The sequence below is a fragment of the Pseudomonas kitaguniensis genome (genome assembly GCF_009296165.1).
GTDB classification, from domain to species: Bacteria; Pseudomonadota; Gammaproteobacteria; order Pseudomonadales; family Pseudomonadaceae; genus Aquipseudomonas; species Aquipseudomonas kitaguniensis.
Genome location: NZ_VUAZ01000078.1, coordinates 21,178 through 45,068, shown reverse-complemented (window position 1 = coordinate 45,068; position 23,891 = coordinate 21,178). Strand labels below are relative to the sequence as shown.

At 58.0% G+C, this 23,891-nt stretch carries 20 protein-coding genes and 3 pseudogenes; 17 read left to right on the top strand and 6 right to left on the bottom strand.

Translation table 11 applies throughout. The features are described 5' to 3' along the window. Positions 1-2: 2 nt before the first annotated feature. Positions 3-1,003: pseudogene (locus F0169_RS14320) on the top strand (diguanylate cyclase). 208 nt (positions 1,004-1,211) lie between these two features. Here the strand turns inward: F0169_RS14320 and F0169_RS14315 are convergent. Both F0169_RS14315 and F0169_RS14310 read right to left on the bottom strand, forming a co-directional pair. Beyond that, positions 1,212-1,484 carry a bacteriocin immunity protein gene (locus tag F0169_RS14315; RefSeq protein ID WP_152746884.1) on the bottom strand — a complete coding sequence of 91 codons (273 nt, stop codon included), beginning with the start codon at positions 1,482-1,484 and terminating at the stop codon, positions 1,212-1,214. Then, positions 1,474-3,771, bottom strand: a complete 2,298-nt coding sequence (locus tag F0169_RS14310) for an S-type pyocin domain-containing protein (protein ID WP_152746883.1) — start codon at positions 3,769-3,771, stop codon at positions 1,474-1,476. Before F0169_RS14310 ends, F0169_RS14315 begins: the two co-directional genes overlap by 11 nt. Before the next feature lie 534 nt (positions 3,772-4,305). Here F0169_RS14310 and prfB point away from each other — a divergent pair. The 8 genes and pseudogenes from prfB to F0169_RS14270 all read left to right on the top strand — a co-directional run bounded on the left by prfB (position 4,306) and on the right by F0169_RS14270 (position 11,484). After that, positions 4,306-5,401 (top strand): peptide chain release factor 2 gene (gene prfB / locus F0169_RS14305; protein WP_099236123.1). Its coding sequence is split into 2 segments (ribosomal slippage): positions 4,306-4,377 and positions 4,379-5,401, totalling 1,095 coding nucleotides; the frame shifts between segments, so codons are not numbered across the junction. A gap of 95 nt (positions 5,402-5,496) precedes the next feature. Continuing rightward, positions 5,497-6,995 (top strand): annotated as a pseudogene (lysS, locus tag F0169_RS14300) (lysine--tRNA ligase). Positions 6,996-7,101: 106 nt separating this feature from the next. Then, complete coding sequence (locus tag F0169_RS14295) at positions 7,102-7,818, top strand: TetR/AcrR family transcriptional regulator (RefSeq protein ID WP_099236125.1); 717 nt, start codon at positions 7,102-7,104, stop codon at positions 7,816-7,818. Between the two features lie 9 nt (positions 7,819-7,827). Beyond that, a complete protein-coding gene (locus F0169_RS14290; RefSeq protein WP_152746882.1) occupies positions 7,828-8,376 on the top strand; it encodes a hypothetical protein in 549 nt (182 codons plus the stop codon). A 21-nt stretch (positions 8,377-8,397) separates the two neighbouring features. Then, positions 8,398-9,675, top strand: coding sequence for a flavohemoglobin expression-modulating QEGLA motif protein (locus F0169_RS14285; RefSeq protein WP_058413643.1), 1,278 nt, complete (start codon positions 8,398-8,400; stop codon positions 9,673-9,675). 153 nt (positions 9,676-9,828) lie between these two features. Next, positions 9,829-10,734, top strand: a complete 906-nt coding sequence (locus F0169_RS14280; RefSeq protein ID WP_152746881.1) for an alpha/beta hydrolase — start codon at positions 9,829-9,831, stop codon at positions 10,732-10,734. Continuing rightward, positions 10,731-11,057 (top strand): PA3694 family proteiin, encoded by a 327-nt coding sequence (locus F0169_RS14275; protein WP_152746880.1) that lies wholly within the window; start codon positions 10,731-10,733, stop codon positions 11,055-11,057. The genes F0169_RS14280 and F0169_RS14275 overlap by 4 nt, the downstream gene beginning before the upstream one ends. A gap of 124 nt (positions 11,058-11,181) precedes the next feature. After that, a complete protein-coding gene (locus tag F0169_RS14270) occupies positions 11,182-11,484 on the top strand; it encodes a hypothetical protein (RefSeq protein ID WP_241679124.1) in 303 nt (100 codons plus the stop codon). A 49-nt stretch (positions 11,485-11,533) separates the two neighbouring features. Here the strand turns inward: F0169_RS14270 and lptF are convergent, their stop codons facing one another. Next, positions 11,534-12,319: a lipotoxin F family OmpA-related lipoprotein LptF gene (lptF, locus tag F0169_RS14265; protein ID WP_058413639.1), complete on the bottom strand. Its 786-nt coding sequence runs from the start codon at positions 12,317-12,319 to the stop codon at positions 11,534-11,536. Between the two features lie 55 nt (positions 12,320-12,374). After that, positions 12,375-12,800 (bottom strand): DUF4398 domain-containing protein, encoded by a 426-nt coding sequence (locus F0169_RS14260; RefSeq protein ID WP_058413638.1) that lies wholly within the window; start codon positions 12,798-12,800, stop codon positions 12,375-12,377. Positions 12,801-13,405: 605 nt separating this feature from the next. Between F0169_RS14260 and F0169_RS14255 the strand changes: the two genes are divergently transcribed. Next, the gene (locus tag F0169_RS14255; RefSeq protein ID WP_152746879.1) at positions 13,406-14,875 is read left to right on the top strand and encodes a hypothetical protein; all 1,470 of its coding nucleotides are present in this window, start codon (positions 13,406-13,408) and stop codon (positions 14,873-14,875) included. A 479-nt stretch (positions 14,876-15,354) separates the two neighbouring features. On the opposite strand, the gene F0169_RS14245 is transcribed toward F0169_RS14255, so the two are convergent. After that, entirely contained in the window at positions 15,355-15,681 is a 327-nt protein-coding gene (locus F0169_RS14245; RefSeq protein ID WP_058413636.1) for a hypothetical protein, read from the bottom strand. A 307-nt stretch (positions 15,682-15,988) separates the two neighbouring features. On the opposite strand from F0169_RS14245, the gene ppc reads away from it, so the two are divergent. The 7 genes and pseudogenes from ppc to F0169_RS14210 all read left to right on the top strand — a co-directional run bounded on the left by ppc (position 15,989) and on the right by F0169_RS14210 (position 23,198). Next, a complete protein-coding gene (gene ppc, locus F0169_RS14240; protein ID WP_152746878.1) occupies positions 15,989-18,634 on the top strand; it encodes a phosphoenolpyruvate carboxylase in 2,646 nt (881 codons plus the stop codon). Between the two features lie 295 nt (positions 18,635-18,929). Beyond that, on the top strand, positions 18,930-19,577 hold the full coding sequence (gene adk, locus F0169_RS14235; protein WP_058413634.1) for an adenylate kinase: 648 nt from the start codon (positions 18,930-18,932) through the stop codon (positions 19,575-19,577). An 89-nt stretch (positions 19,578-19,666) separates the two neighbouring features. Then, on the top strand, positions 19,667-20,350 hold the full coding sequence (gene tsaB / locus F0169_RS14230) for a tRNA (adenosine(37)-N6)-threonylcarbamoyltransferase complex dimerization subunit type 1 TsaB (RefSeq protein WP_152746877.1): 684 nt from the start codon (positions 19,667-19,669) through the stop codon (positions 20,348-20,350). Between the two features lie 131 nt (positions 20,351-20,481). Then, positions 20,482-20,784 carry a hypothetical protein gene (locus tag F0169_RS14225; protein WP_058413632.1) on the top strand — a complete coding sequence of 101 codons (303 nt, stop codon included), beginning with the start codon at positions 20,482-20,484 and terminating at the stop codon, positions 20,782-20,784. Continuing rightward, a complete protein-coding gene (locus F0169_RS14220) occupies positions 20,784-21,644 on the top strand; it encodes a DUF72 domain-containing protein (protein WP_152746876.1) in 861 nt (286 codons plus the stop codon). Before F0169_RS14225 ends, F0169_RS14220 begins: the two co-directional genes overlap by 1 nt. Positions 21,645-21,669: 25 nt before the next feature. Beyond that, positions 21,670-22,497 carry an isocitrate lyase/PEP mutase family protein gene (locus tag F0169_RS14215; protein WP_152746875.1) on the top strand — a complete coding sequence of 276 codons (828 nt, stop codon included), beginning with the start codon at positions 21,670-21,672 and terminating at the stop codon, positions 22,495-22,497. A gap of 21 nt (positions 22,498-22,518) precedes the next feature. Then, positions 22,519-23,198 (top strand): annotated as a pseudogene (locus F0169_RS14210) (extensin-like domain-containing protein). Between the two features lie 6 nt (positions 23,199-23,204). On the opposite strand, the gene F0169_RS14205 reads toward F0169_RS14210, so the two are convergent. Continuing rightward, entirely contained in the window at positions 23,205-23,825 is a 621-nt protein-coding gene (locus tag F0169_RS14205; protein WP_152746874.1) for an energy transducer TonB, read from the bottom strand. Between the last annotated feature and the right edge of the window lie 66 nt (positions 23,826-23,891).

The window sequence follows — 23,891 nt, the reverse complement described above, 5'->3', positions numbered from 1 at the left end:
AAATGAATGATTTACAGCTCGACGATTTCAAGAACGACGAAAATGCCGCCATGGTGTTGCTGGTCGACGACCAGGCCATGATCGGTGAAGCCGTGCGGCGCGGCTTGTCCCACGAAGAAAACATCGATTTTCACTTTTGTGCCGACCCGCATCAAGCGATTGCCCAAGCCATTCGCATCAAGCCCACGGTGATCCTGCAAGACTTGGTGATGCCCGGTCTGGACGGCCTGACCTGGTGCGCGAGTACCGCAACCACCCGGCCACGGCGAATATCCCGATCATCGTGCTGTCCACCAAGGAAGACCCGCTGATCAAAAGCGCAGCGTTCTCCGCTGGCGCCAATGATTACCTGGTCAAGCTACCGGACAACATCGAGCTGGTGGCGCGCATTCGCTATCACTCGCGGTCCTACATGACCCTGTTGCAGCGGGATGCCGCGTATCGTGCGCTGCGCGTCAGTCAGCAACAGTTGCTCGACACCAATTTGGTGCTGCAACGCCTGATGAACTCCGACGGCCTTACCGGGCTGTCCAACCGCCGTCACTTCGACGAATACCTGGAACTGGAATGGCGCCGCGCCATGCGTGACCAGAACCAGCTGTCGTTGCTGATGATCGACGTGGACTTCTTCAAGACCTACAACGACAGCTTCGGCCATGTGGAAGGCGATGAAGCCTTGCGCAAAGTCGCTGCCACCATCCGCGAAGCCAGCAGCCGCCCCTCGGACCTGCCGGCGCGTTACGGCGGCGAAGAGTTTGCCCTGGTGCTGCCGAACACCTCGCCGGGCGGCGCACGCCTGGTGGCGGAAAAGCTGCGCATGGCAGTTGCCGCGCTCAAGATCCCGCACATCGCCCCGGCTGAGGGCGCAAGCCTGACGATCAGCATTGGCTTGTCGACCATCACGCCACAACAAGGCAGCGATTGTCGGCAACTGATCATGGCGGCGGACAAGGGCTTGTACACGGCCAAGCATAACGGGCGTAATCAAGTAGGCATCGAATAACCCAACGCCGCACCCACTTCAACGGTGGGAGCGGGCTTGCTCGCGATGGTCTTTCATTCAACCCGTGCGTTGACTGACACACCGCTATCGCGAGCAAGCCGCCACATTGGATCTTCAGGATGGTTGCTAGCTAAGTAAAAATGCTGTGTTATTGAACGAAAAAGTCCGCCAGCAGTATTGAATTGATGACGGAGGTTTATTGAGTACGTTATTCTGCTTTAAAACCCGGCTTGGCATTCGCACTTAGCCACTCTTTGACAAATCTTAAAATTCCTTCAGTGCCTTCGTATCCAGTCTCTGGATAAAAAACTATATCGCTCTTTTTTGGATGGTCTACTAGTATTTCAAACTGTTTTAGCCAGTTATCCAGATATTCTTCAAGCTTGTCTCCCTCGGCTCCTGAGTTATTTTCAAAAAAAGAATTAAGGAACTCGAGGAACTCTCTTTCTGTGTAGTCTTCCAATTTTTCTTTATGCTTCATGATGGGTCCTCCCTTTTTCAAGTCGAAGTGCGCGGTGCAGCTCCGCGTGTCTTCTGGGCGTGACGATTATAAGGTTGTCGATGTTGTATAGCTCGCCACCGTACTCCAGGGGTATAACATGATGGATTTCAAATTTTTTGTTTTCACCCAAATGCTCTTCAAGTGGAGCATAGGGGGATAGCCCTTGACTTGCAATGTACTTGTTGTGCGGCAGGAAATCGCTCATTAATAGTAGGTCAGCACTTACAGTTTTCCAAAGCGCTTCTCGAAACTCCCTCCAGTTTTTGAATGTTCTGCCTCTCAGTTGGTCAGCCACTTGCAATGGGATAGAAGCTCCTTCATTCCCAGGAGCGGTTCCCAGCCAAACACCTGTCACGAGTTGTCCATCACCCGTTGCCACCCCCGGATCCTCACGCCTATCCCTGAACATCAGATAGATAGGAGGCAATCCTGAATCGGTGGGGAATATCGTTATGAAGTCATCAAAGCTTGCGGCGCTGATTCCCGGAAACCAATCAATTCTGCCCTCAACCGGAGTGACCGTAGCACCCGCGTAAACGTGCGGCTCCGGCTGATCAACGGGCAGTGTTGTTGAGCTGTCCCCGGGATCAACGATAGGTGTCCACGTTAACGTTCTGGGTGGAACATCATTTGTAGTGACGGTGTACTTCTTCTGTGCTGAATCATAGGTTGCAGCAACCACCCTGACCTTAGAGGGCACGCTTATGCCGTCGGTATGGACCACAAAGACTTCAGACCGCCCATCTGCAGCCGTCTTCGAACTCATTCGAACCGCAAGGTCGACAGTGCCCTTGACTGCGGCGGTTATCGTTGACTCGTTGAGGTCTGTCACAAAGTTTGAAACTGGAATGCCCAGTGCATATCGCTCAGGAAGTTCGCCGTTGGCCAGTTTGGGTGAATAGATCAGAGCAGAGACCCCGATAAACAAGCCGCTTGCGCTACTGGCTGCGAATTCTGCCAATGCGACTACTGCCGCGCGAATTGCGGCTTGGAGAGTGACTGTAATTCCTTCTGTTGTAGCAATGGTTCCTACTGAGGTCATGACCACCGCTTGAGTCGCGGCGGTTGAGACCGACGTGCGGAATGTATTTTCCTCTCGTCCCGAATCAATACGCGCCAACGCTGCTGCTATCTCTTGCGCGCGTTCTGTAAGATCGCCGAGCGCATTCGAAGCGTTGATCAGATACCTGACGGACTCTGACTTCAGCACAAAGTCGTGATGGCTGAGCCATCTCACCCCAAGCGCGGTATTCTGCTGCAGATAAATGAGCTGTTTGAGCCCCTCAAGCTCGGGTTTGCTCAGAGGCGGTGTAACCAGTGGATTGGTTGCGGGATAGTAAATGATGAGCCCATTGCGGTTACGGGCGAGTGGGGGGTCAACAGGCCTGATAGCAGCCATCGTGTCTTCGATCATTTTGTCCAGCGTGTTTTTGTAAAGCATGAGGGTTTGGTCGGGTGGCAAGCCAACGATAGAATCCGCAAGGGAGGCCAATTCGACCTGCAAAAACTCGGGCAGTAATTGAACGTAAATGTCCAACTCAACTGCCAGGGTTTTAAGGTATTCATTTTGTAGGTTTGACCAAGCAGGCTCCGTCTCGGTAATGGATGCCTCCAACTGCTTCCGGTTTTCCGCCAGCATTGAAAGTTTTTCTGCCACTATTTCTATAGAAAGTGAAAGTGCCTTCAGCTCTTGTGCGGCCGTCCAGACGGCGTCGTAAAGCGTGTAAGTATCGGCCAGTTTTGTTATCGGGTCAGAACCCGCAAGCGTTTCGCGCAGCTTTGTAGTTGTTAAATTTTCCATTAGGTAAAATGGGTTCTGGTCATAGAGGCCATACATCACCGGAGCGGTGTTGTTGTAGGTGGTTTTTTTGGCATGGATGAATGTTAATGCGATTTTTTGATCTAGAACTGCTGACTCTCTTTCGGTGAGTGGTTGCTCAGCCTTCCCGGCGTGCTGCTGCTCTTCGAGTTCGCGCTCGGTCTGAATATTGAGCGTTGCAAATCGCTTGCTGTACGCTGCATCAATCAAGGATTGGTTGTATTTTTGCTCTCCAATGAAATCCGCTGTGGTGCTGGGGAAGTCGAACTGCTTGAATCTGGTCGGGTCGCCCTCGCCTCGACGCGGTCCTTCCTGAAGGCCCCAACCATCGCCGTTCCCACTGTAACCACCGCCTTCGCCGCCCCAATAAGTGTTTCGCCTTCCGGCCGTTATTATCGTTGGTTTTATTTCTAAAGGCTGCCCGGGTTGCCACCCTTGTTGTGCCATGTTGTCTCTCCCTTTTGGAGTGATCTAATGTGTAGGCGTGCGTGCGCTGACGAACACGTAATACGTACGTCGCTATGGCTTAACTTAATTAAGTTCAATAAGAGCGCAAGTAGCTGGCTTTTTGATATGCTTTGAAGTGGGTGGGAAGCTTTGTAAGACGGGTCTGATGCTTGAGTGTTAATGTTCTTGCTTGTTTGTAAGTAACGTCCTAAGACGTTTTGTGTGATGTTTAACTGACTGTTTTTATTAAAGTCGGTTTTGGCTGTATTTTTTTATAAGTGCTCTATGCGTTGGTTTTTATTGATCTTGATTTTTTTGCTAAACAGATGAACGGTATGTTTTTTGGCAGGCGTTAGAGGTTGAGTCAGCTATCTGAAGCACTGCCCGTCGCTGGCAAGCTCAGCTTTCGCTGACCGCTCTGCTTCAAAGAGGGCTGCGCCGTCTTGGCGTATTTGACCAAGCGGGCTGCCGCTGCCGCCCGTTTGTCGTTATACTCGCAGGCTTTCAAAAGTTCGCCAACGAGTGCTGCCCGCCATGGAAATCAACCCGATCCTTAACACCATCAAGGACCTGTCCGAGCGCTCCGAAACTATTCGGGGGTATCTTTGACTACGATCAAAAGCATGAGCGTCTGACCGAAGTCAATCGCGAGCTTGAAGATCCGGCTGTCTGGAACAAACCTGAATACGCCCAGGAACTGGGCCGCGAGCGCGCTGCGCTGGCGCTGATCGTCGATACGCTCGACGAATTGAACACCGGTCTGGGCGATTGCCGCGACCTGCTGGACATGGCCGTTGAAGAAAACGACGAAGGCGCAGTGGGCGATGTCGTCGCCGAGCTGGCCCGTCTCGAGGAAAACCTCGCCAAGCTTGAATTTCGCCGCATGTTCAGCCACGAAATGGACCCGAACAACGCCTACCTGGACATCCAGGCCGGTTCCGGCGGCACCGAAGCCCAGGACTGGGCCAACATCTTGTTGCGCATGTACCTGCGCTGGGCCGACAAACGCGGCTTCGACGCGACCATCATGGAACTGTCGGCTGGTGAAGTCGCCGGTATCAAGGGCGCGACCGTGCACATCAAGGGCGAATACGCGTTTGGCTGGTTGCGTACCGAGATCGGCGTGCACCGCTTGGTGCGCAAGAGCCCGTTCGACTCCGGCAACCGTCGCCACACCTCGTTCTCTGCGGTGTTCGTCTCGCCAGAGATCGATGACAAGGTCGAAATCGAGATCAACCCGGCCGACCTGCGCATCGACACCTACCGCTCCTCCGGTGCCGGTGGTCAGCACGTAAACACCACCGACTCGGCGGTACGTATTACTCACGTGCCGACCAACACGGTGGTCAGTTGCCAGAACGAACGTTCCCAGCACGCGAACAAGGACACCGCCATGAAAATGCTGCGGGCCAAGTTGTACGAGCAGGAAATGCAGAAGCGCAACGCCGCTTCCCAGGCGCTGGAAGACACCAAGTCGGATATTGGCTGGGGTCACCAGATCCGTTCGTATGTGCTTGATGCGTCGCGGATCAAGGATCTGCGCACTAACATCGAACGCAGCGATTGCGACAAGGTGCTCGACGGTGATATCGACGAATACCTGGAAGCCAGCCTGAAATCGGGCCTGTAAAAAAGACTGCAAGCGCCGGGGGGACGCCTAGTTCCTCGCCGGACGATCCCCGGCCGCAGGCCGGGGACAACGAACCTGATGGAAAATTTAAAGACATGAGCGACCAACAACTCGACCAGGCCCTGCAACAGGAAGAAAACTCCCTGATCGCCCTGCGCAAGGAAAAGCTTGCTGCCGAGCGCGCCAAGGGCAATGCCTTCCCCAACGACTTCCGCCGCGACGCTTACTGCGCAGACTTGCAGAAAACCTACGCGGACAAGACCAAGGAAGAGCTGGCAGAGGCTGCGATCCCGGTCAAGGTGGCAGGTCGCATCATGCTCAACCGTGGCTCGTTCATGGTGATCCAGGACATGTCCGGGCGCATCCAGGTCTACGTCAACCGCAAAACGTTGCCGGAAGAAACCCTGGCCTCGGTGAAAACCTGGGACATGGGCGACATCATTGCAGCAGAAGGCACCCTGGCGCGCTCCGGCAAGGGCGACCTGTACGTTGAAATGACCAGCGTGCGCCTGCTGACCAAATCCCTGCGCCCACTGCCCGACAAGCACCACGGCCTGACCGACACCGAGCAGCGTTACCGCCAGCGCTACGTTGACCTGATCGTCAACGAAGACGTACGCCAAACGTTCCGCGTGCGTTCGCAAGTCATCGCCCACATCCGCAGCTTCCTGATGCAGCGAGATTTTCTCGAAGTCGAAACGCCGATGCTGCAAACCATCCCCGGTGGTGCCGCAGCCAAGCCTTTCGAGACCCACCACAACGCGCTGGACCTGGAAATGTTCTTGCGCATTGCGCCGGAGCTGTACCTCAAGCGCCTGGTGGTCGGCGGTTTCGAAAAAGTTTTCGAGATCAACCGTAACTTCCGTAACGAAGGCGTTTCGACGCGTCACAACCCTGAATTCACCATGTTGGAGTTCTACCAGGCTTACGCCGACTATGAAGACAACATGACCTGACCGAAGAGCTGTTCCGCGAACTCGCGCAGCTTGTACTCGGTACTACCGACGTGCCGTACGGCGACAAGGTGTTCCACTTCGGCGAGCCGTTCGTGCGTTTGTCGGTGTTCGATTCGATCCTCAAGTACAACCCCGAGCTGAGCGCTGACGACCTGACCGACATCGACAAGGCTCGCGCTATCGCTAAAAAAGCCGGCGCCAAGGTGCTGGGCTTCGAAGGCTTGGGTAAATTGCAGGTGATGATTTTCGAAGAGCTGGTGGAGCACAAGCTCGAACAGCCGCACTTCATTACCCAGTACCCGTTCGAAGTGTCGCCGCTGGCCCGTCGCAACGATGACAACCCGAACGTCACCGACCGTTTCGAGCTGTTCATCGGCGGCCGCGAAATCGCCAACGCCTACTCCGAGCTTAACGACGCCGAAGACCAGGCCGAGCGCTTCATGGCGCAGGTGGCCGACAAGGACGCCGGCGACGATGAAGCCATGCACTACGACGCCGACTTTGTGCGCGCCCTGGAGTACGGCATGCCGCCGACGGCCGGTGAAGGTATCGGCATCGACCGCCTGGTGATGTTGCTGACCAACTCGCCGTCGATCCGCGACGTGATCTTGTTCCCGCACATGCGGCCACAAGCGTAACCGTAGCGAAATCCGAAGCCGCCTTTTATAAGGCGGCTTTTTTATGTGGCGTCTTTAAGCGTCAAGCAAACAGCGCCAGGTTTTGATCTTTTCAAGGATGGGTGTCGTGAACCGCGTAATGGCTCAAGAAGGCGCCGCCGGCATTGCCGCGGCCGTGGCTGAAAGCGTCCAGTACCAGGGCCGCAAGGCCAGCCGCCGGGGCAGCGAGCAGCGCAGGCAAGAGATTCTCGATGCGGCCATGCGCATTGTGGTGCGTGATGGCGTGCGCGCCGTACGCCATCGCGCGGTGGCGGCGGAGGCGGGTGTGCCGTTGTCGGCCACCACCTACTACTTCAAAGACATCGACGACTTGCTCACCGACACCTTCGCCCAATATGTAGAGCGCAGCGCCGCCTTCATGGGCAAGCTGTGGGTGCGCAACGAAGGCCTGCTGCGCGAGATGGTCGCCTATGGCGACGGCGGCCCGCAGTCGCGCGCGCAGTTGGCCGATGACATTGCGCGGCTCACGGCCGACTATGTGCTGCGCCAACTGACCAACCGGCGTGAACACCTGATGGCTGAGCAGGCTTTTCGCCAGGAAGCCCTGTTGAACCCGCGCCTGGCCGAACTGGTGCGCTCCCATCAACAGATTCTGTTGCAAGGCACCGAGCAGTTTTTCAAGGTATTGGGTTCGCGCGAGCCGCAACAGGATGCCAAAGTGTTGACGGCGATAATCGGTCGGATGGAATATCAGTGCCTGCTGGGTGGCCAGGAGCCTTTGACCGGTGAGGAGATGCTTGAGATTCTCAAGCGTTACATGCATTTGGTGTTGGCCTCGGTATAGGGGTATGTGATGAAAGCCTGGCGTGTTGCGGTAATCGCGTTGTCGTTCATGTGGCTCAGCGGTTGCCTGGTGACGTTCAAGCACCCGCTGCCGGCCCATGAGGCCGCGCCGGATGAACTGCTCGGCCATTGGGCGAGCAAAAATGCCTGGGGCGAGCCGCTCAACCTGCAAATCACGCGTGCCGGTGACCACCGTTACAAAGCCGTGAGCTACCCTGAAGCCAAGCCGGGCCAGCGTGATGAATACCTGTTCAGCGTCTCGCGGCATGGTAGCCGCTGGTACCTGTCGGCGCCTTTGCCGGCCAGGTTCGGTGGGCATTACCTTGTGGCGGGCTTCGAGTTCGACGAAAAGCACGACTTGGTGGTCTATAACCTCGATCTGGAGCAGATACATCAAGCCATAGGCCAGCAGGCGCTGCAGGGCAGCACTGTGGAAACCGTTGAGGGCGCCGGCGTAGTGGTCGACAGCCCCATGGCCCAGGTATTTGCCTACCTGGATGACCCGGCCAATGCCGATGTGTTCGTTGAAGCCGTGCGCTACCAGCGTGCGGGCAAATAACGTTTAAAGAGGAAGCACCGGGTGGACGATTACCAGCAGACGATACGCGCCTTGTCCGATCGAATTGTGCTGGCGCAAACACCGATTCGCGTGCTCGACGCCGTCAAATGGGACGAAAGCATTCGCCAGGGGTTTCTCAAGGGCAAGGGCAAAGTGATGCCAGCCGTGGACCGTGACTACTACCTCAACCGGCCGTTGTCGTTTGACTCCAGCGCGGTCAAGCTGGAATTCCAGAACATTGAGCGCGACATCACCCGCCGCCTCGGCCAGTTCAGCCCGGTGGGGCAGATCATGCGCCGCATGTGCCGCGAATATCGCATGGTGGTGCGCATGCTCGAAGCGCGCGGCACCGAAGACTTTGGCCTGATCTCCCAGGAACTCTACGGCGCCGCCTCGGATGCGTTCCACGCCGGCGACCCGACCTTGGCCGACTTGGGCATGATGATGTCCGACTACCTGAACCAGATCGACGGCCGTGGCGACCTCAAGGACGAAGCCAAAACCCTGACCGCCAAGGACGCGGTGGCTTTATTGCAAACCCGCTTGAACAAGGTATTTGGCGAGGCCGAAGAAACCATTCGCGTGTTTGAGTCCGACGGTATTGTTGCCGACGCGGCGGCGGGTGCCGACTACATCAAGATTCGCGCCGACGCGATGTTCAACGACCGCGACGTGCGCGCCCTGGAAGTACACGAGGGCCTGGTGCACGTCGGCACGACCCTCAACGGCCAGAACCAGCCGATCTGTACCTTCCTTTCCAAAGGCCCGCCGTCGTCCACCGTGACCCAGGAAGGCCTGGCGATTTTGATGGAGATCATCACCTTCGCCTCTTACCCCAGCCGCCTGCGCAAACTGACCAACCGCACCCGCGCGATCCACATGGTCGAGGAGGGCGCCGACTTCCTGCAGGTGTTCGATTTCTTCCGCGAACAAGGCTTTGAAATGGCCGAAAGCTACGGCAATGCCAGCCGCGTGTTCCGTGGCTCGACGCCGACGGGGCTGCCGTTTACCAAGGATTTGTCCTATCTCAAGGGCTTTATCATGGTCTACAACTACATTCAGTTGGCCGTGCGCAAAGGCAAGCTGGAACAAGTGCCGTTGCTGTTCTGCGGCAAGACCACGCTGGAAGACATGCGCACCCTGCGCCAACTGGTCGATGAAGGCCTGGTGGTGACGCCCAAGTACCTGCCGGAACAGTTTCGCGACATGAACGCATTGGCGGCTTGGATGTGCTTCTCCAACTTCCTCAACCACTTGAGCCTGGACCGGATCGAGGCGGATTACTCGAATATCCTTTAAACGATATTCCTGAACAAACCGAGTCAAAACTGTGGGAGCGGGCTTGCTCGCGATCGCGGTGTATCAGTAACAGATGCGTCGACTGACCCGCCGCCATCGCGAGCAAGCCCGCTCCCACAGTTGACTTTCAACCCATTCACGAGGCTTCAACGGATGAGAATCCTCGGCATTCTTTGCCTGCTACTCACGCTGAACGGCTGCAGCTCCCTGCTGTTTTACCCCGAGCCCGGCTTGCCGTTCACGCCGCAAAAAGCCCACTTGGCGTACCGCGATGTCACCCTGACCAGCGCCGACGGGGTGAAACTTCACGCCTGGTGGCTGCCGGCCAGACCGGGTGTGCCGGTCAAAGGCACGGTGCTGCACCTGCACGGCAACGGCGGCAACCTTGCCTGGCACTTGGGCGGCAGTTGGTGGTTGCCCGAGCAGGGTTACCAAGTGCTGCTGCTGGACTATCGCGGTTACGGCTTGTCCGAGGGCAAGCCGTCATTGCCGGCGGTGTATCAAGACATCGATGCGGCCTTTCGTTGGGTCGACACGGCGCCTGAAACACAGCATCTGCCGCTGATCGTCCTCGGCCAAAGCCTGGGCGGCTCATTGGCGGTGCATTACCTGGCAGCCCATCCCGAGCGCCAAACCCGGCTTAAGGCCTTGGTGCTGGACGGCGTTCCTGCCAGTTATCGTGACGTAGGACAATTCGCCCTGAGCACCTCCTGGTTAACATGGCCGTTCCAGGTGCCGCTGTCCTGGCTGGTGCCGGACGGCGACAGCGCTATCTACGCCATGCCGCAACTGACCGGCGTGCCGAAGTTGCTGTTCCACAGCGTGGATGACCCGATCGTGCCGCTGGCCAATGGCATCCGCCTGTACCAGGCTGCGCCGCCGCCCAGGGTGTTGCAGTTGACCCGTGGCGGCCACGTGCAAACCTTTGCCGACAAGACCTGGCAAACCGTAATGCTGCGCTATCTGGACGACCCGCAGCACTTCAATGGCCTGCGGCGGCTGGGTGAGATTCCCAACTACCCGGTTCCCAACGTTGAGTCATTAGAGCACCCGCAATGAGCGAAGAACGCAACATGATCCCGCTGATTCTGACCGGCATAGGCACCATCATCGGCACCGTCGGTTGCCTTTGGTACTACGGCTACCTGCACTTCGCCAAGCCCGACGATGCCTTGCTGCTCAGCGACTTCACCTTGCTCAAGACCGTGCCGGGTCAAGACTACAAAATCTCCCTGACCCCGGCCGCGCAAGTGGCGCAGTGCATTGACGGTGTGCTGGTGATGTTCGACACCGAGCAAAAAGGCCTGAGCGGCGTACTGGTGAACAACAAGAAGCAGGCCGTGCGCTGCCTGGGCCAGGAAACACCCAAGCTGCAGGAATAGCGCGCACCAGCGGTCAAATGTGTCATTGCACAAGTATCTGGAACCGTTTCGCGTAAGAAGCCACTGAATGACGTGTCAGTGTTACTGATGATTACTTACGACTAACTGATCTGGGAGTGTGATGATGGATATTAGTGCGATTGGCAAAATGCTCGCGATGGCCGGCGGCCAGGCAAAACTGGATCAGGGCGGTGATGAAGGCGCCGAGAAGCAGGGCGCCGAGAAGCAAGACAAACAAGACCCGCTCAAAATGCTTATGGACATGTTGTCCAAAGCATCGGGCGGCGCCAAGGGCGGCGGCTCCGAAGGCTCAGGCGGCTCAGAAGGCCAGATGAATCCCGAGGCGCTGGAAAAAATGATGGGTGGGCGTCAAGGCATGGAAGCCATGATGCCGGGTGACGACAACAACCGCAAAGTCGAAGCCTGACAATAAAAAAACCCACCATAAGGTGGGTTTTTTATCGAGCGTCAATCAATCAGTTAGCGACGGACGAGCGTGGCTTAACCGGTTGGTTGTCGTTGGAAATGGTCACTTCAACGCGGCGGTTCATGGCACGGCCCGATACGCTGCCGTTGTCGGCAACCGGGTATTCCTTGCCGTAACCCTGGGTCACGATGCGCGAAATATCCACGCCTTGTTGAGCCAGTGCACGCTGTACGGAAGCAGCACGACGCTCAGACAGGCTCTGGTTGTACGAGTCGGAACCGGTGCTGTCGGTGTAGCCTTCGACGATCACTTTACGGTCCGGGTTGTCGCGCAGGAACTGAGCCAGCTTGGTGATGTTGACCAGGCCGCTGGATTTCAGGTCGGACTTGTTGGTGGCGAACAGCACGTCACCGAAGGTTACCAGCGTACCGCGATCAGTCTGCTTGGCGTTCAAGCTGTCTTGCAGTTGCTTGATCTGCGCATCACGCGCTTGCAGCAGGGCACGCGCACGTTCGTCACCCGCGTTTTTCAGCTTGGCTTCGGATTCGCGCAGGGAGATGGTGTCCTTGGCGACTTCAACACGCTGGTTGGTCAGGTAGGCCAGTTGGTCGACCTTCTTCTCGTCTTCCTTGTCGCGGTAAGCCTTGTCGGCTTTGTCCAGCCACTCGCTGGCGTCTTTGGTTTCCAGCGCCGCAAGCTTGGTCGCTTGTGGGTTGGTTTGCAGGGCCGAGAAGTTAGTCCGTGCGTTTTCCAGGTTCGCGTTTGGCGGGGTGGAACAGGCCGCCAGGGCAACGCTCATCGCCAGCAGGGCAGGGATCATCAATTGTTTACGCATAGTCGTGTCGTCCTTTCAATTCGATATCGGGTGCAGTGCAATCAGGTGCGGCGGCTTATTGCTGCTTGATAACAGCTGGGCGCATGCCTTCCTGACGCAGCTCCTGAACAGCTTTCTGCGAGTCTTTCACAGCCTGGTCAGCCTTGGCTGCCTGAGACTTGCGCTCAGCAACACGGGCATCCCACTCGGCTTGTTCAGCCAACTGGCGAGCCTTGTCGTAGTTCTTGTCATGCATCGCGATTTCGGCTTCTTTGAGCTTGTCCTGCGCCGACTTCATCTCAACCGCTGCGTACTCGGTGCCGCCTGCGCTGACAGCGCTGTTGACGGCCGACTGAGTCACCGCATATTGCTCGGTTGGCGGGTTGCCGGCGCAGCCAGCCAGAACGAAGCTGGTGCCGATTGCCAGCGCGGCCAATTTGAGCCCGCGCAGGTGGTTAAACGAGGATTTGGCAGTGCTGGTCTTCATCGTCTTCAACTCCATTAGATAACTCCTGAAATACATCAAAATCCATCTCAGTTGATCAGCGCTTGCAGGCCCGGCGATTACGCGCATGACGCCTGTTCAAACGGCCGTTCCAAGTGATGGCTTACTGGCTGTGACCGGAGGCTTTTTTCAAAAGTTCAGCCGAGATGGCAATTCGCCGAAAAAAATATCTGACTGAATGGTCAATGTTTAAAAGTTGGAACTTTCGCCGTGCGCGGCTGTACGCCGAGCCTGCATTTGCTGCTGATTTTGGAGGTTTTCAGGGGTGGGTGCTGGTCGCACGTTTGCATCTTATCGTTGGCTGCGAGTCTGGGGCTGACGCTGCCCACCGCGTCACTCGGCCAGATTTTCACCGGGCCTTCGGCGGTGCATGTTCGGAAAATTCCGCATGGTTTTTCAGAGATGCCCTACGCCACGGCTGAGATTTTTTGTAATACGGTTTTCGGCTGACGAAAAGGAGTGTTACGTATGACAAACCGAGGTGACATGACCATCAGCGGCGAGGCTCAAGGACCGATTTCAGTGGGCTGTTCGCCCCACGATTCGATCGGTAATACCTGTGAGTCTGACCCTACGGATCATAGCTCGTGGGGCGAAGAGGGATGAACCCGAACCGTTATGAGATTTGGGACGTCAACAGCGCGGCGGGCAAGTTGATTGCGCAGGGGCTGACGGTCAGTACTCTGCATCTTGCCCACGGTATTTCGCGCATGCAGTTCAATCGGGAAGTTGCCTATTACGCAAAGCGTATTGCCGATGATGTCGCTACGGGCCATATGACCCCTGACCAGGGCATACAGGCCATTCTGCAAGAACAGCGCGAACTCTTGAGCCAAGCGCATTCCTTGGCCCGCAAAGGTCAGGACGCAATAACCCGTTCGGTTAAGCGCATTCCGCTGATCATGCTCACTCAGCCCCTGTTAAAACCCGACCCTGAACGGTTGTTGCGGTTTGCTCATGCTCAATACCTTAGAGATAGCTCAACTACGCAAGACGCAACCCATGCCGATTATCCCTCACCGTCCTCCGAAGATTTAAAATTTTTCCCCCGCGAGCGATGGCCTGAGCCGATCCAGCTCCACGAGCCGGGGTTTTACATTGTTCTCAAAAGCACAACGGCGGATGAATTAAAGGCTCAGTTATTTGCCTCTCCTGACCCCGCTGTTATTGCCAAATTCAAAGCGCTTAACCCGAATTTGGATCAGGTAAAAGCGGGCCAGATGATCGTGCTCAGTGACCCCAATAACTACAGTTGTACGTATGAAGAAACGGTACTGATGGAAGCGGCGGCAAATGTGAATAAGGCGCTTCAGGATCTTTCACCAGACGAGGCCGACTTCCTGGCTCGCCATCGTGACGAGTTTGAATCCTTTTTCAAATACGGGTCTACCGCTGCCGGCGTTGGCGTCGCCATTTTTGCTTCGAACCTTGAGAAAGTACAAGCGTCGCTGCGCGACATTGAAGCCTTGCACCAGCGCGCCTTCCTGCGTGACGGGCATCTGCGGTCACCTGAGTTTTTTGCCGAGCGTAAGCGTTTGTTTGGCCAGCTCGATAGCAACCTCACGTGGCTCACCAAAAAGGGTATTGGTTTCCCCGATCATCCGAACCTTAAGAGTGCTTTGGGAATTTCAAGTCGTAGCTTGGTACATCGCTGGAGCAAAGCGGGTGCACCCACTCAGATTCCTGGTTATGCAACGCATATGGATGGGGTCGCAAAGGCTGCCAAATACGTCAAATACGGCGGATGGCTAGGCACTGCAGCAGGTGGCGGCGCCTCTTACATCAAGGTTCAAGACGTGTGCGCTTCGGGCAATACAGAGGCATGTAAGAAGGTGAAATACACAGAAAGTGGAGCCTTTATAGGCGGGATTGCGGGTGGCGCTGCAAGTAGTGCGTTTTTAGGAGCCAGTGCGACGGGTACTGTCTGTGTAGCACTTGGGGCGCCTACTGCCGGGATAGGTGCGCTTGTCTGCGGCTTGGTGGTAATCGGAGTGGGCTCTTTTGCAGCGGGGGCGGTTATCGGCAAGGCGGGTGAAAATCTAGGGGAAGTAATTTACGAGGTTACGAAGTGAGTATAAGCACCGCTCAGAAAGTTTACCTCTGTGTCGGTTTGATAGGTTTTGGAGGTTTATTCGTTTTTCTAGGCCTTGCGTTGCACCTCGCCTATACCAAGATGGAGCTGATGTTGAGCCATCTAAAGAACTGTCCCGCTGTAATGATCCGAGCCCCCTTTAAGAGCGCAGGCACTTGGGGGCGGATGTTCGTTCTGGGTGCAATAATGGGTGTCATGACAGTGCCTCGTCTCTATCTGCGCGATGGAGGGGCGAGTAGCGAGGACCTGAAAAACTTCCCTGCCCGCCTTAAGCGCAAACTGATTGTAGTGCACTGGGGTGGCGTTTCGTTTCTATTGATACTGTTTGGACTTTGGGCCGTTGACGCACTCGGCTTTGTCTAGTCGACCCTGTACCCATGCAGAGGAGAGCTTGTGTTCTTGTCTTACACTATGAACTCACCAAAAAGCCCCTCGAAAGGGGCCAGCGTTCACTCGGCGTCAGCTATTGGTCAGCATGGACTTGTGAATCTTCTGTTCAGCTTCGACGTAAGCGGGTGTCTTGCCTGCGTCAGCAAAAATATCTTCACCTTCTTCGACTCTAATAACCTCAGATCCCTTTACGTAAGGAATGGCCTCCTCGGCTTCCTTAATAGAGGTGGAGAGTAGTGTCGCAGTGATTGTGGATTCAGACAGGCCATAGACCTCAGCGAATGCTTTTATTTTCACCAGGTCGGCTTTGTGGATCGATACGTTTATCTCAACCAGATCTTGAGCTTCTGCACCTTTCTCTTCCCAGTTATTCAGCAGCTCTTGGAAAGTCTTCATGATTGATCCTCAGTTCGCTGAAAGCCACGGTTCCCGATGCTTGCAGGTTGTTTAGAGTTTTTTCTGTTGTGCTCGCCTTCTTCGTACGGCGCATCACCTTCCTCACCCATGGCCACCTCAATAAAGCCTGTAATGGCGGGCGGTGATGAGTGACCAGCCGCCTGCGTGGATAACGCGGCGGCTCACTGTTGAGACTAGCTGCAAGCCGCAAGGTTTAAAGTGGTTTGCGTTCGGCCTTGTCAGAAATCGATGCGGGCGGCACTCTGGAAGGCCTGCGCGTCCCGGATTTCTGGCTGGAGATTGGCTGATGAGTGATATCGATGCACGCTTGCGTGAGGATGTTCACCTGCTGGGTGAACTGTTGGGCAACACCATTCGAGAGCAGTACGGCGATGATTTTCTCGACAAGATCGAGCAAATCCGCAAAGGCGCCAAGGCTGACCGCCGCGGTGCGGGGGCCGAGCAGGCTGCGGGGGAAGAACTCAGCGCCAGCTTGAACCAACTGCAGGAAGATGAGCTGTTACCGGTCGCGCGAGCGTTTAACCAGTTCCTTAACCTGGCGAATATCGCCGAGCAGTACCAGTTGATTCATCGGCGCGATGAGTCGCAACCGGCGCCGTTTGAATCGCGTGTATTGCCGGAGTTGCTCGCCCGCCTGCAAGGCGAGGGGCACAGCAATGAATCCTTGGCGCGGCAGTTGGCGCAGCTGGAGATTGAACTGGTGCTCACCGCCCACCCGACCGAAGTGGCGCGCCGCACGCTTATCCAGAAATACGATGCGATTGCCGCGCAACTGGCGCTGCAGGATCACCGCGACCTCACCACCGCCGAGCGCGAGCAGATCCGCGAACGCTTGCAACGGCTGATCGCCGAGGCGTGGCACACCGAAGAAATCCGCCGCATCCGGCCCACGCCGGTAGACGAAGCCAAATGGGGCTTTGCGGTGATCGAGCATTCGCTGTGGCAGGCCATCCCGAATTATTTGCGCAAGGCCGACCAGGCGCTGCACGCCGCCACCGGCTTGCGCCTGCCACTGGAGGCGGCGCCGATTCGCTTTGCCTCGTGGATGGGCGGCGACCGTGACGGCAACCCGAATGTCACCGCGCCGGTCACCCGCGAAGTACTGTTGCTGGCGCGTTGGATGGCGGCGGATTTGTATTTGCGTGACGTCGACCACTTGGCGTCCGAGCTGTCGATGCAGCAGGCCAGCCCGGCGTTACAGGCCAAAGTCGGCGACAGCGTCGAGCCCTATCGCGCCGTGCTCAAGCAACTGCGCGAACGCCTGCGCGCCACCCGCCAGTGGGCGCACACGGCATTGACCGCGCCGACTCCGGCGCCTGCCGAAGTGTTGCAAGACAACCAAGACCTGCTCGCCCCGCTGCAACTGTGCTACCAGTCGCTGCACGCGTGCGGCATGGGCGTGATTGCCGATGGCCCGTTGCTCGATTGCCTGCGCCGTGCGGTGACCTTTGGCCTGTTCCTGGTGCGCCTGGATGTGCGTCAGGATTCCAGTCGACACTCGGCGGCCATGACTGAGATCACCGATTACTTGGGCCTTGGCCGCTATGAGGACTGGGATGAAGCGGCGCGCATCAGCTTCCTGATGAATGAATTGGCCAACCGTCGACCGCTGCTGCCGGGTTATTTCAAACCCTCGGCAGACACCGCCGAGGTATTGAATACTTGCAAGGAAATTGCCGCCGCACCGGCCGCGTCGCTCGGCTCGTACGTTATTTCCATGGCGGGCGCCGCGTCCGATGTGCTGGCGGTGCAGTTGCTGCTTAAAGAGTCGGGCGTGCAGCGGCCAATGCGCGTGGTGCCGTTATTCGAAACCCTGGCCGACCTGGATAACGCCGGGCCGGTGATGGAGTGCCTGTTGCAATTGCCGGGCTATCGCGCGCGGTTGCAAGGCCCGCAAGAAGTGATGATCGGCTATTCGGACTCGGCCAAGGACGCCGGCACCACCGCCGCCGCCTGGGCGCAATACCGGGCGCAGGAGCGTCTGGTGGATATTTGCCGCGAGCAGCAAGTGGAGTTGCTGTTGTTCCACGGTCGCGGCGGCACCGTTGGCCGTGGCGGTGGCCCGGCGCACGCAGCCATCCTGTCACAGCCGCCTGGCTCGGTGGCGGGGCGCTTCCGTACCACCGAACAAGGCGAGATGATCCGCTTCAAGTTCGGCCTGCCGGACATCGCCGAGCAAAACCTCAACCTGTATTTGGCGGCCGTGCTGGAAGCCACCTTGTTGCCACCGCCGCCGCCAGAGCCGGCTTGGCGGCATTTGATGGATGAATTGGCGGCCGATGGCGTCAGCGCGTACCGCGCGGTGGTGCGGGAAAATCCGCAGTTCGTCGAGTATTTTCGCCAGTCCACGCCCGAGCAGGAACTCGGTCGCTTGCCGCTCGGCAGTCGCCCGGCCAAACGGCGTGCAGGCGGTATCGAAAGTCTGCGCGCTATCCCATGGATCTTCGGCTGGACCCAAACCCGCCTGATGCTGCCCGCCTGGCTCGGCTGGGAAGCGGCATTGAGCAAGGCGCTGGAACGCGGCGAAGGCGAGTTGCTGGGGCAAATGCGTGAGCAATGGCCGTTCTTCCGTACGCGCATCGATATGCTGGAAATGGTGCTGGCCAAGGCGGATGCCGACATCGCGCGTTTATATGATGAGCGTCTGGTGCAGCCTGACTTGCTGCCATTGGGTGCGCACTTACGCGACCTATTGTCGCAGGCGTGCCGTGTGGTGCTTGGCCTGACTGGCCAGTCGCAACTGCTGGCGCATAGCCCGGATACGCTTGAGTTCATCCGCTTGCGCAACACCTACCTCGACCCGCTGCACCTGTTGCAGGCCGAGTTATTGGCGCGTTCGCGGTTGCAGGAAGCTGCGCAAGACAGCCCTCTGGAACAGGCGCTGCTGGTGTCCGTGGCCGGTATTGCCGCCGGTTTGCGCAATACCGGCTAAGGTTTCTTGCGTGTTCTCAAAGGCTTGCAGATAAACAATGACGGCCGCCCCGAAATGGGCGGCCGTTATTTAAGGGCACAGGTTGCACTCAGGCACACCTTGGCGATGAGTCAGGCATGGCGGCGGTTCCTGCGACTTTCGGCGGCTTGTGTGGTTACGGCCCGCTGTGTATCTTGATCAGCCTTTGGCCGTTTGATCGGCCTGGTTTCAGATTTTTATACACCCTATTTTTACGAGATTGGCCCCACGCGGCGAATCCGAGCGTCATCTCTATAAAAAATTGAGGAGCACATCGATGCGCGTCATTCTGCTGGGAGCTCCCGGGGCCGGTAAAGGTACTCAGGCAAAGTTCATCACTGAAAAATTCGGCATTCCACAAATCTCCACTGGCGACATGCTGCGCGCTGCCGTCAAGGCAGGCACCGAGCTGGGCCTGATCGCTAAAAGCGTGATGGACAGCGGCGCCCTGGTGTCTGATGACCTGATTATCAACCTGGTCAAAGAACGCATCAGTCAGGACGACTGCAAGAACGGTTTCCTGTTCGACGGTTTCCCACGCACCATTCCACAGGCTGAAGCCCTGGTAAAAGCTGGCGTAGAGCTGGATGCGGTGGTTGAAATCGCGGTTGAAGATGAAGAAATCGTGCAGCGTATTGCCGGTCGTCGTGTTCACGAGGCCTCGGGCCGCGTGTACCACACCGTCTACAACCCGCCAAAGGTTGAAGGCAAAGACGATGTGACCGGTGAAGAGCTGGTACAGCGCAAGGACGACACGGAAGAAACCGTGCGTCATCGCTTGTCGGTCTACCACTCGCAGACCAAGCCGCTGGTGGATTTCTACCAGAAGCTGTCCGCTGCCAATGGCAAGCCGAAGTACAGCCACATCCCTGGCGTTGGCTCGGTAGAAGCCATCACCGCCAAGGTGCTGCAAGCACTGAGCTGATCGAACCATCGGTTTTGCGTACAACGGCCCGCTTGCGGGCGTTGTTGTTTATACTGGCGCAATTTTTTTCGACTTGGACACCTACACCGATGAGCACCCTGCTGGCCCTGGACACCGCGACTGAAGCTTGCTCCGTTGCCTTGCTGCATGACGGCAAGGTCACGAGCCACTACGAGGTGATCCCGCGCCTGCACGCGCAAAAGCTGTTGCCGATGATCAAGCAACTGCTGGAAGACGCAGGCACCACCTTGTCTGCCGTGGATGCCATCGCGTTTGGCCGTGGCCCGGGAGCGTTTACCGGCGTACGTATCGCCATCGGCGTAGTGCAGGGTTTGGCCTTTGCGCTGGAGCGCCCGGTGCTACCGGTTTCCAACCTGGCCGTGCTGGCTCAGCGTGCCCTGCGTGAGCACGGCGCCACGCAAGTGGCGGCGGCCATTGATGCACGGATGGATGAAGTGTATTGGGGCTGCTACCGCGAGACCGCGGGCGAAATGCGCCTGGTGGGTGTTGAAGCGGTGCAACCGCCGCAGGCGGCGGTTTTGCCGGATGATGCCCGTGGTGACTGGTTCGGCGCAGGCACCGGCTGGGGTTACGGCGAGCGCATCAACGTGCAATTGGTTGGCCAGGACGCCGCAATGCTGCCGCATGCCGAAGACCTGCTGACGCTGGCACGCTTTGCCTATGCGCGCGGCGAAGCGATTGCCGCCGACCAGGCCGCACCCGTTTACCTGCGCGATAAAGTCGCGCAAACCAAAGCCGAGCGCGGCCTTTAAAATCACCAATCGTCAGAATTTGCCGCAGTTTTTAAACCTTTTACAAATTATGTGTTCTAGTTATCACCAGAGCATTTGCGCGCCATGGAAAGTGCCGCTAAATTGCCACCATTGATACCGAGTCTGCACGTATGCGTATAGATGGCTTTTCCTCACAGTCCTACCCCCTCAAGCGCAAGCCCCGCAAGGCGAACGTCACGGTAGACGAGTCCGTCGAAGATTCGCCGGACTTCATCGAGGTTGCCTCCGGCACGCAGTCCAACGGCCAAAATGCCGGCAGCGCGCGGATCAGCGGCCTGCCAGCACGTCAGCAAGACATGGTCTTCCCCCGCTCCATGAGCAAAAGCGTTGCCACCGCCCTGGCCAGCTACCTGACCACCGCCGGCTTTGTCGAATGGGATATGGAAGTACTCGGTCTCGACATCCACATCTGATGCGCCTGCCTTACTACATTGGTTGCCCGTCCTGGAGTGAAAACGCCTGGCGCGACTACCTGTACCCGGCCGATGCACGCGCAGGCGATTACCTCGCGCTGTACTCCCAAGTGTTTAACGCGGTTGAAGGCAATACCACTTTTTATGCTCGCCCCTCGGCCGCCACCGTGCAGCGCTGGGCCGACATCATGCCTGAAGATTTTCGCTTCACGGCCAAATTCCCCGGTGACATCAGCCATGGCGGCGACTTGCGCGAGCAGTTGCCGGCGGCAGAAGGTTTTGTCGGTTTGATGAGCCCGCTGGGTGAGCGCGTTTCGCCGCTGTGGCTGCAATTGTCGGCAAACTTTTCACCGCAACGCCTGGGCGAGCTGGCCGGTTTTATCGATGCACTGGACCGCCCGCTGGCCGTGGAAGTGCGCCACCTGGAGTTCTTCGCCAAAGGCGAGGCCGAGCGCGCGCTTAATCGCCTGTTGCGTGACCGTGGCGTCGAGCGCATCTGCCTCGACTCGCGCGCCTTGTTCAGTTGCACGTCGACCTCGGCTGCGGTGCTGCATGCGCAATCGAAAAAGCCCAAGGTGCCGCCGCGCCCAGCAGCCTTGACGCAGTTCCCCCAAGTGCGTTTTATTGGCCATCCTGAGCTTGAAGCCAACGACCCGTTCCTGAACCCGTGGGTTGAAAAGGTGGCCGGTTGGGTCGAAGAAGGGCGCAGCCCTTACGTATTTCTGCACACCTCGGATAACCGCCTCGCCGCGCAACTCGCGCTGCGTTTTCATCACAAGATGATGGCGCGTCTGCCAGGTTTGCCACCGCTGCCGACGTTGCATCGAGAACCCGAAGTGGAGCAACTGGGGTTACTCTAAGGCCCTTTCCCGCCAGGAGTCAGTCATGGATGCCCAAACCCTTCGCGCCGAAACCTTCAAAGCATTGCATTCGCGTGACCGCGCGTTCGTGATGCCCAACCCGTGGGATGCAGGCTCCGCCATCATGCTCGCCAGCCTCGGCTTTGAAGCCTTGGCCACCACCAGCGCAGGCTATGCGTTCAGCTTGGGGCGGCCGGATGCGGAAGGCGCGTTGTCGCTGGAAGACACCTTGGTCAATGCACAGATGATCGCCAACGCCACCGCGCTGCCGGTAGCCGCCGACCTCGAAAACGGCTTCAGCGATACGCCCGAAGGCTGCGCGCAAACCATCCTGCGCGCCGCTGCCACGGGGATCGTCGGTGGCTCCATCGAAGACGCCACGGGCATCGCCGACGAGCCGATCTACGCGTTTGACCTGTCCGTTGCGCGCGTGGAAGCGGCTGTCGCCGCTGCGCGCAGCCTGCCATTTGATTTCACCCTCACCGCCCGCGCAGAAAACCTCCTGCACGGTCGACTGGATTTGCCCGACACCCTTCGCCGCCTGCAAGCCTACGCCGAAGCCGGCGCCGATGTGCTGTATGCGCCCGCTTTACGCAGTGCCGAAGAGGTGCTGGCGGTGGTCAAGGCGGTCGCGCCCAAACCAGTGAATGTGTTGATGTCCGGCGGCTTGAACCTCAGCGTGGCGCAGTTAAGCGCGATGGGCGTGCGGCGCATCAGCGTCGGCTCGGCGATGGCCTTGGCGGCGTATGGCGAGTTCTACCGGGCGGCGCAGGAGGTTTACACGCTGGGCACCTTTACCTTCACCGAGCGCAACATGCCATTCAGCCAAGCCAACCAATTCTTCAAGGGTTAAGCCGTGCGCTTCAGCCACCTGATGAGTGCGCTGTTGCTGCTGGCTGGCGCACTGGTGCTGGGGGTTTGGCGCGGCTGGGTGCCGTTGCCGGATGACTGGAACCCGTGGGCGCCGCTGGACGTGCGTGCCAGCCCGAACCTGCTGACGCGCTTCAAGCTCGGCCGCTTGCAGGATGATCCGGCGCTGTGCGACCACGTGCTGAAAACCTCCGGTTTACGCGTCAGCCATCAGGCCGATACGCCTGCGAACAGCGCGTGCCCATTGCGCAATGTGTTGCGCGTGCAAGGCGCGACGTCGGCTTGAGCAGCAGCTTTCTGGCCAGTTGCCCGCTGGCCGTAGCGTTTGCCCTGTTTGAACGCCACAGCCTGCAACCAGCGGCCCAGGCGGTGTTCGGCCAGGCGGTGACGCGGGTCGATCACTTGGGCAGCTTCGCCTGTCGTAATATCTACAACCGCGCAGAGGGGCAACTCAGCCAGCATGCCTCGGCGAACGCGCTGGACATCGCAGGCTTTCGCTTGGCGGACGGGCGCACTATCAGTGTGCTCAAGGATTGGCCGGGGCAGGGCGACAGCGCGCGCTTTTTGCGCCAGGTGCGTGACGGCGCCTGCGATGATTTTAATGGGGTGTTGAGCCCGGACTACAACGCGGCCCATCGCAACCATTTTCACCTGGACATGGGGCGTTGGTGGGTGTGTCGCTGAAGGCGCTTAGGCGGCCAGGCGCAGGTTGTGGGCGATCAGTGGGCGCGCCCAGTGGGCGTCAAAATCCAGGGCCTTTTGTTGCGCCAGCAGTTCTTCGCTCGGGTAGGGCGTGGCCGGTGCGGGCAACAGGTCCAGTTCAAATTCGGCAATCGGCAGGTGCAGGGCGCGCGGTGCGGGTGCCGGGCCAGGCTGCGGCAGCGGTTGGCCAGAGGTCAACACGATGGGGCGAACCCAGCCGCTTTCGAAATTCTGCTGGCGTTGCTGGGCGATGATTTCTTCTGCGGGGAACGGCGTGGCAGCCGGCGGCAGCAACTCGGTGTCGAATTCGGCGATCGGCAGGAACAGCGGCTCAGGTGGCGCGACCTCGGTATCTTTTACGTCGCACTCACGCTGGGTAAGGATTTGCGTCAACAGGTCGGCGCCTTCGCTGGGTTCTACCGCCGGGTCAACCGGCGCAGGTGCATTGGCTGCGAGCGCACCCGGCGTAGCGCCGAGCTGCTCGGCCAAGGCCCGGGCGAAGAAGTCCTGCCACACATGACTCACCCCGGCCAGCGCTTGAGTGTTGCGCAGGCCGTAATGGTTGTGGGTCGGCAGTACACCGATGGTTAGGGGAAGAATGTCTGACATTTTTTTCGGTCGACGCTCAGCTCTGGCAAAATACCTGACTGTTTTTTTTATCGGCCGCTTTTGGCC

Excerpts from the sequence above, each read along its gene's own strand:
- F0169_RS14290 (WP_152746882.1), top strand. The coding sequence starts at position 7,828 with ATGAAAGCCTGGCGTGTTGCGGTAATCGCGTTGTCGTTCATGTGGCTC.
- F0169_RS14255 (WP_152746879.1), top strand. The coding sequence starts at position 13,406 with ATGAACCCGAACCGTTATGAGATTTGGGACGTCAACAGCGCGGCGGGC.
- F0169_RS14205 (WP_152746874.1), bottom strand. The coding sequence starts at position 23,825 with ATGTCAGACATTCTTCCCCTAACCATCGGTGTACTGCCGACCCACAAC.
- F0169_RS14245 (WP_058413636.1), bottom strand. The coding sequence starts at position 15,681 with ATGAAGACTTTCCAAGAGCTGCTGAATAACTGGGAAGAGAAAGGTGCA.
- adk (WP_058413634.1), top strand. The coding sequence starts at position 18,930 with ATGCGCGTCATTCTGCTGGGAGCTCCCGGGGCCGGTAAAGGTACTCAG.
- F0169_RS14270 (WP_241679124.1), top strand. The coding sequence starts at position 11,182 with ATGGATATTAGTGCGATTGGCAAAATGCTCGCGATGGCCGGCGGCCAG.
- F0169_RS14310 (WP_152746883.1), bottom strand. The coding sequence starts at position 3,771 with ATGGCACAACAAGGGTGGCAACCCGGGCAGCCTTTAGAAATAAAACCA.
- ppc (WP_152746878.1), top strand. The coding sequence starts at position 15,989 with ATGAGTGATATCGATGCACGCTTGCGTGAGGATGTTCACCTGCTGGGT.
- F0169_RS14275 (WP_152746880.1), top strand. The coding sequence starts at position 10,731 with ATGAGCGAAGAACGCAACATGATCCCGCTGATTCTGACCGGCATAGGC.
- F0169_RS14315 (WP_152746884.1), bottom strand. The coding sequence starts at position 1,484 with ATGAAGCATAAAGAAAAATTGGAAGACTACACAGAAAGAGAGTTCCTC.
- F0169_RS14260 (WP_058413638.1), bottom strand. The coding sequence starts at position 12,800 with ATGGAGTTGAAGACGATGAAGACCAGCACTGCCAAATCCTCGTTTAAC.
- lptF (WP_058413639.1), bottom strand. The coding sequence starts at position 12,319 with ATGCGTAAACAATTGATGATCCCTGCCCTGCTGGCGATGAGCGTTGCC.
- tsaB (WP_152746877.1), top strand. The coding sequence starts at position 19,667 with ATGAGCACCCTGCTGGCCCTGGACACCGCGACTGAAGCTTGCTCCGTT.
- F0169_RS14225 (WP_058413632.1), top strand. The coding sequence starts at position 20,482 with ATGCGTATAGATGGCTTTTCCTCACAGTCCTACCCCCTCAAGCGCAAG.
- F0169_RS14220 (WP_152746876.1), top strand. The coding sequence starts at position 20,784 with ATGCGCCTGCCTTACTACATTGGTTGCCCGTCCTGGAGTGAAAACGCC.
- F0169_RS14215 (WP_152746875.1), top strand. The coding sequence starts at position 21,670 with ATGGATGCCCAAACCCTTCGCGCCGAAACCTTCAAAGCATTGCATTCG.
- F0169_RS14280 (WP_152746881.1), top strand. The coding sequence starts at position 9,829 with ATGAGAATCCTCGGCATTCTTTGCCTGCTACTCACGCTGAACGGCTGC.